Origin of the sequence: Streptomyces sp. UNOC14_S4 (genome assembly GCF_020740835.1) — a bacterium.
In the GTDB taxonomy this organism is placed as follows: Bacteria; Actinomycetota; Actinomycetes; order Streptomycetales; family Streptomycetaceae; genus Streptomyces.
Genome location: NZ_JAINFC010000456.1, coordinates 1 through 6180 on the forward strand (window position 1 = coordinate 1; position 6180 = coordinate 6180).

Below are 6180 nucleotides of genomic sequence, written 5' to 3' on the forward strand. Positions count from 1 at the left end.
CCCTGTGGGCGGCCGGGGCGGAGGCCGTGGAGCTGTGCCTCTTCGACGACGGCCCGGAGGCGGAGCCCGACGGCCCCCGGGAACGGGAGACCCGGCTGCGCCTGGAGGAGCTGACGCACGAGATATGGCACGGCTTCGTGCCCGGCGTGCTCCCGGGCCGCCGCTACGGCTACCGCGTCCACGGCCGCTGGGACCCCTGGACGGGCGCCCGCTGGAACCCCGCGAAGCTGCTCCTGGACCCCTACGCGCGCGCCATAGACGGGGACTTCTCCCTGCCGCCCGAGGTGTACGGGCACGTCCGCGACTGGCCGCAGCAGTACGTGGCCGACACCGTGCGCGACGACCGCGACTCCGCCCCCCACGTCCCCAAGGGCGTCGTCGTCGCCGACGGCGACGACTGGTCGGACGACCGCAGGCCCAAGATCCCCTGGGCCGACTCGGTCATCTACGAGCTGCACGTACGCGGCTTCACCATGCGTCACCCCGGCATACCCGAGCGGCTGCGCGGCACCTACGCCGGGCTCGCGCACCCCGCGGCCGTCGAGCACCTCGTCCGCCTCGGGGTCACCGCCGTCGAGCTGCTGCCCGTCCACCACTTCGCGCACGAGGACCACCTGCTGCGGCGCGGGCTGCGCAACTACTGGGGCTACAACTCCATCGGCTATTTCGCGCCGCACGCCGCCTACGCGGCCACCGGCACACGCGGCGGGCAGGTGGGCGAGTTCAAGCGGATGGTGCGGGCCCTGCACGCGGCGGGCATCGAGGTCATCCTCGACGTGGTCTACAACCACACGGCGGAGAGCGGCGAGCTGGGGCCGACCCTCTCCCTGCGCGGCATCGACAACCGCCGCTACTACCGCCTCCAGGGCGACGCCCGCCGCTACGCCGACTACACGGGCTGCGGCAACACCCTCCACGTCGTCCAGCCGAACGTCCTCCGCCTCATCACCGACTCGCTGCGCTACTGGGTGACCGAGATGGGCGTCGACGGCTTCCGCTTCGACCTGGCCGCGGCGCTCGCCCGCTCCCTGCACGACGTCGACATGCTCTCGCCGTTCCTCGCGGTCATCGCCCAGGACCCCGTGCTGCGCCGGGTCAAGCTCATCGCCGAACCATGGGACGTGGGCTCCGGCGGCTACCAGGTCGGTGCCTTCCCGCCCCTCTGGACGGAGTGGAACGACCGCTACCGCGACGCAGTGCGCGACTTCTGGCGGGGCGCCCTGCCGGACGTACGCGACCTCGGTTACCGCCTCTCCGGCTCCAGCGACCTCTACGCGTGGGGCGGCCGCAGGCCGTACGCCTCCGTCAACTTCGTCACCGCGCACGACGGCTTCACCCTGCGCGACCTCGTCAGCCACAACCAGAAGCACAACGAGGCCAACGGCGAGGGCAACCGCGACGGCACCTCCGACAACCGCTCCTGGAACTGCGGCGCCGAGGGCGACACCGACGACCCCGCCGTCCTCGCCCTGCGGCGGCGGCAGTTACGGAACCTGCTGGGCACCCTGCTGCTGTCCACCGGCGTGCCCATGCTGGTGGCCGGGGACGAGATGGGCCGCACCCAGGGCGGCAACAACAACGCCTACTGCCAGGACGACGAGACCAGCTGGATCGACTGGTCCCTGCTGGAGGACCCCGCCTGGCGGGACCTCGCCGAGCTGACCGCCCGGCTGCTCGCCCTGCGCCGCGCCCATCCGGTCCTGCGCAGCCACTCCTTCTTCTCCGGGCGCCCGCGGGCGGCGGACGGGGTACGGGACCTCGCGTGGTTCACGCCCGCCGGGACGGAGATGACGGAGGCGGACTGGTACGCGCCCTCCGCGACGCTCGGCATGTATCTCTCGGGACGCGACATCCCCCGCCGCGGCCCGCGGGGCGAGCCGGTCACGGACGACAGCTTCCTGACGGTGCTGCACGCGGGGGCGGGGCCGGTCCCGTTCGTCCTGCCGGGGCCGCCGTGGGCGTCGGCGTACGAGCTGCTGGTGAACACGGCGCTGGAGGTGCAGGCCGTGCCTCCTGGCACGGTTCGCCCTGCGGGCGGGCCGGTTGCGGTGCGGCCTCGGTCGCTTCTGCTGTGGCGGGTGCGGGCGGCTGTCGCGTCACCGGTGCGCGCCCACCGGGGTGCCTCGTAGGGCCGGTGCGCGACTGCGGCTCGTCCGTGGCTGGTCGCGCCGTTCCTCGCGCCCCTTACGGGTCGCTGCCAAAAATCCCGTGAGCGATGTCAGTGGTCAACCTTACGCTCAGTCATGATGGTTGATAACAGAGAACCGCACTCGCCCGTCCGCTCCCTGCTACGTCTCAGTCCCTACGTCAAGCCGATCCGCGGCAGGCTGGCCGCCGCCGCGGCCGCCGCCGTCCTCGGCTCGTGCGTCGGGCTCGTCATCCCGCTCGTCCTGAAGTGGCTCGTGGACGGTCCCGTCACCGAGCGCGACCCGTCCGGTGTGTGGCTCGGCGGTGCCCTGTTACTGGCACTCGGCGTGGCCGAGGCCACGCTGTTCAGGGCGCGCCGCAGGGTCCTCGCCCAGCCCCTCTCGCGCGTCGAGGCGGACATGCGGGCCGATCTGTACGGTCACCTCCAGCGGCTGCCCGTGTCCTTCCACGACCGCTGGCCCTCGGGGCAGTTGCTGTCGCGGGCCACGGGCGATCTGGTGCTGATCAGGATCTTCCTGACCTTCCCGCTGGTCTTCCTGCTGGTCAACGGCGTGACCATCGTGATCGGCTTCGCCGTGCTGCTGGCGCAGCAGTGGACGCTGGGGCTGGTGCTGCTGGCGCCGGTGGTGCCACTGGTCGTGGTCTGCCACCGGTTCGAGGAGAGCTACGCGCGGACGGCACGCGCCGCGCAGGACCAGGTCGGCGATCTCACGACGGTGTTGGAGGAGAGCGTCCTCGGCATCCGCGTCACCAAGGGCCTCGGGCGCCACCGGCGTCAGGAGCGTGCCTTCGAGGCGCTGGCCGGGCGGCTGCGGTCGACGGAGCTGCGCAAGGCGGCGCTGCTGGGAAGGCTCTGGGCAGTGATCATGGTGCTGCCGGAGCTCGCCATCGGCACGGCGCTGGTGCTCGGCGTGGTGCAGGTCGCCGACGGCGATCTGTCGGCGGGCACTCTGGTGGCGTTCCTGTCGACGGCGCTGGCGCTGCGCTGGCCGGTGGAGTCGATCGGCTTCCTGCTGGCGCTGAGCAACGAGGCGGCGACGGCGGCGGACCGCTTCTTCGAGGTGATGGACGCCCCGGCGGAGGCCGACACGTCTGCCGCGGAACAGGCGGAGCCGTCCGTTCCGCGGCAGGCGCGTCCCGGCCGGCCCGACGGACTGCGGCTGGAGGGCGTGGAGTTCCGCTACCCCGACGCGCCCGCCGGTGCCCCGCCCGTGCTGCGCGGTGTCGACCTGCACATCCGGCCCGGCGAGACCATGGCCCTCGTCGGCGCCACCGGCAGCGGCAAGACCACGCTCACCGCGCTGATCCCCCGCCTCCACGAGCCGACGGCCGGGCGGATCACCCTCGACGGCCAGGACGTCACGGCCCTGCCCCGCGAGCGGCTGCGCGAGCTGGTGTCCGTGGCCTTCGAGGATCCCATGCTGTTCTCCACCACCATCGCCGAGAACGTCCTCATGGGGGCCGCGGACGCCCGCGAGGCCGATCTCGTCCGTGCTCTGTCGGTCGCCCAGGCGGACTTCGTGCACGGCCTCCCCGACGGCCCCGGCACCGAGGTGGGCGAGCAGGGGCTGAGCCTCTCCGGCGGCCAGCGGCAGCGGCTCGCGCTGGCGCGCGCGGTCGTCGGCACGCCCCGGTTCCTCATCCTGGACGACCCGCTCTCGGCGCTCGACGTCCACACCGAGGCCCTGGTCGAGGCGGCGCTGCGGGAGGTGCTGGCGACCACCACCGCTCTCGTGGTCGCCCACCGCCCGTCGACCGTGCTGCTCGCCGACCGGGTCGCACTGCTCTCCGAGGGGCGGATCACGGCGGTCGGCACCCATCACGAACTGCTGCGCACCAGCGAGGAGTACGCGTCGCTCATGTCCGGTCAGGAGAGCCACCTCGCCCAGGGAGGCGCACGATGACGACCGCCTCCGACCGGAGACCCGCGGAGCAGGAGCTCCCCGCGACCGAAGGCCCCGCACCGGACACGGCAGCGGGCACGGCAGCGGGCACAGCACGGGACGCCGCCCAGGAGCCCGACGCCTTCGCCAAGGACGTCCTGCCGGCGCCCAAGGGCGCCTCGTGGGCGCTGCTGCGCTCACTGCTCGCGCCCGCCCGGGGGCGCGTACGCCTCGCCGCGCTGCTGCTGCTCCTCCAGCAGGCCGCCGTCCAGGCGGGGCCCCTGCTCGTCGCGTACGCCATCGACCGCGGTGTGCCCGCCGTGCGCCGGGGCGACCACGGGCCGCTCGTCGCCGTCGCCGTCGCGTACGGGCTGTGCGCGCTGGCCTCGGGCCTGTTCCAGCTGGCGTTCGTGCGGCTGGTGGGCCGCATCGGGCAGGACGTGCTGCTGGAGCTGCGCGGCCGGATCTTCCGGCACGCCCAGTCGCTGAGCGTCGACTTCCACGAGCGCTACACCTCCGGCAGGCTGATCTCCCGCGCGACCACCGACGTCGAGTCGATCCGCGAGCTGCTCGACGACGGCCTCCAGGAGCTGCTGGCCGTCGGCCTGTCGGTGGTGTACATCTCGGTGACGCTGCTCTGGCTGGACTGGGGCATCGGCGCGGCCGCCGTGCTCTCGTTCGCCCCGCTGTACCTGTTCGTGCGCTCCTACCAGCGGCGCGTGCTGTCGGTGTACCGCGAGCGGTCCTCCGGGATCGCCGCCGTCATCGTGAAGTTCACCGAGACGATGAACGGGATCCGGCCGGTGCAGGCGTTCCGCCGCGAGCGCGCCAACGAGGAGCACTTCGCCGGGCTCAACATCCGGCACCAGCAGGCGAACGCGGCGGCCATGCTGGAGATGGCCCGCTACGTCTTCCGGTCCCGGCTGACCGCCAACGCCGCGCTCGCCGCGATCACGCTGTGGGGCGCCTACCGGGTCGCCTCGGACGAGCTGGCGCTCGGCGCGCTGGCCGCCTCGGTGCTCTACCTGCGGCGGCTGTACGACCCGCTGGACCGGCTCGGGATGTTCCTCAACTCCTACCAGTCCGCGGCCGCGTCGCTGGAGAAGATCGCCGGGCTGCTCGCCCAGCGCCCGTCCGTACCCGAACCGGAGCACCCGGTTTCGCTCCCCGAGCGGCCCGCGGGCACCCCCGGGCGCGAGGTCGTCTTCGACGGGGTGCGCTTCGCGTACCGCTCGGGCGCCGAGGTGCTGCCCCGCTTCGACCTGACGCTCGCCGCCGGGCACACGGTGGCCGTCGTCGGCTCGACCGGCGCGGGCAAGTCGACCCTGGCCAAGCTGCTCGCCCGGTTCTACGACCCGGTCGAGGGCGAGGTCCGGATCGACGGCGTCCCCCTGCGCGACCTGGCCGGGCCGGAGCTGCGGCGCGGGGTCGTGATGGTGACCCAGGAGTCGTTCCTCTTCTCCGGCACGGTCGCCGACAACATCGCCGTCGGCCGCCCCGGCGCGTCGCGCGAGGACGTCGAACGGGCCGCGAAGGCCATCGGCGCCCACGCGTTCGTCTCGGCCCTCCCGGACGGCTACGACACGGACGTCCGCAAGCGCGGCGGCCGCATCTCCGCGGGCCAGCGCCAGCTGGTCGCCTTCGCCCGCGTCCTGCTGGCCGACCCCGCGGTGATCGTCCTCGACGAGGCGACGTCCTCGCTGGACATCCCCGGCGAGCGGGCGGTGCAGGAGGCCATGCGCACGGTGCTGCGCGGACGTACGGCCGTGGTCATCGCCCACCGGCTCTCCACGGTCGAGATCGCGGACCGCGTCCTGGTCATGGCCGACGGCCGCGTCGTCGAGGACGGCACCCCCGGGGAACTGACCGAAGGCACGGGCCGCTTCGCGGACCTCCACCGCGCCTGGCGCGAGAGCCTGGTCTGAGCCCGCCGCCGGTCCGGAGCCCGCCTGCCTCCCGGCGGGCTCCGGAGCACGCGGGCGCCGCGAATCTCGGTGCCGCCGACTCCGGTGCCGCCGACTCCGGTTCCGTGGACTCCGGCACCGTGAATCCCGGCACCGCCAGGGCGCCTCGGTGCCGCCGGAGTACCCCTGTGCCGCCGGAGCGCCCCGGGCCCGGCCGCCGTCCGGTTACCCGCCCGTCATTGGAC

Annotated in this window: 3 protein-coding genes; all 3 read left to right on the top strand. The window is 73.6% G+C overall.

Annotation, left to right across the window (positions count from 1 at the left end; translation table 11 throughout):
- The first annotated feature begins 2 nt into the window (after nucleotides 1-2).
- The 3 genes from glgX (at nucleotide 3) to K6I34_RS29415 (ending at nucleotide 5956) form a co-directional block, all read left to right on the top strand.
- Nucleotides 3-2129: a glycogen debranching protein GlgX gene (gene glgX, locus K6I34_RS29405; protein ID WP_229330492.1), complete on the top strand. Its 2127-nt coding sequence runs from the start codon at nucleotides 3-5 to the stop codon at nucleotides 2127-2129.
- A 117-nt stretch (nucleotides 2130-2246) separates the two neighbouring features.
- Entirely contained in the window at nucleotides 2247-4052 is a 1806-nt protein-coding gene (locus K6I34_RS29410) for an ABC transporter ATP-binding protein (RefSeq protein ID WP_374231051.1), read from the top strand.
- A complete protein-coding gene (locus K6I34_RS29415) occupies nucleotides 4049-5956 on the top strand; it encodes an ABC transporter ATP-binding protein (RefSeq protein WP_229330496.1) in 1908 nt (635 codons plus the stop codon). Before K6I34_RS29410 ends, K6I34_RS29415 begins: the two co-directional genes overlap by 4 nt.
- Nucleotides 5957-6180 lie beyond the last annotated feature (224 nt).

Coding starts and splice junctions, on each gene's coding strand:
- K6I34_RS29415 (WP_229330496.1), top strand. CDS start 4,049: ATGACGACCGCCTCCGACCGGAGACCCGCGGAGCAGGAGCTCCCCGCG.
- K6I34_RS29410 (WP_374231051.1), top strand. CDS start 2,247: ATGGTTGATAACAGAGAACCGCACTCGCCCGTCCGCTCCCTGCTACGT.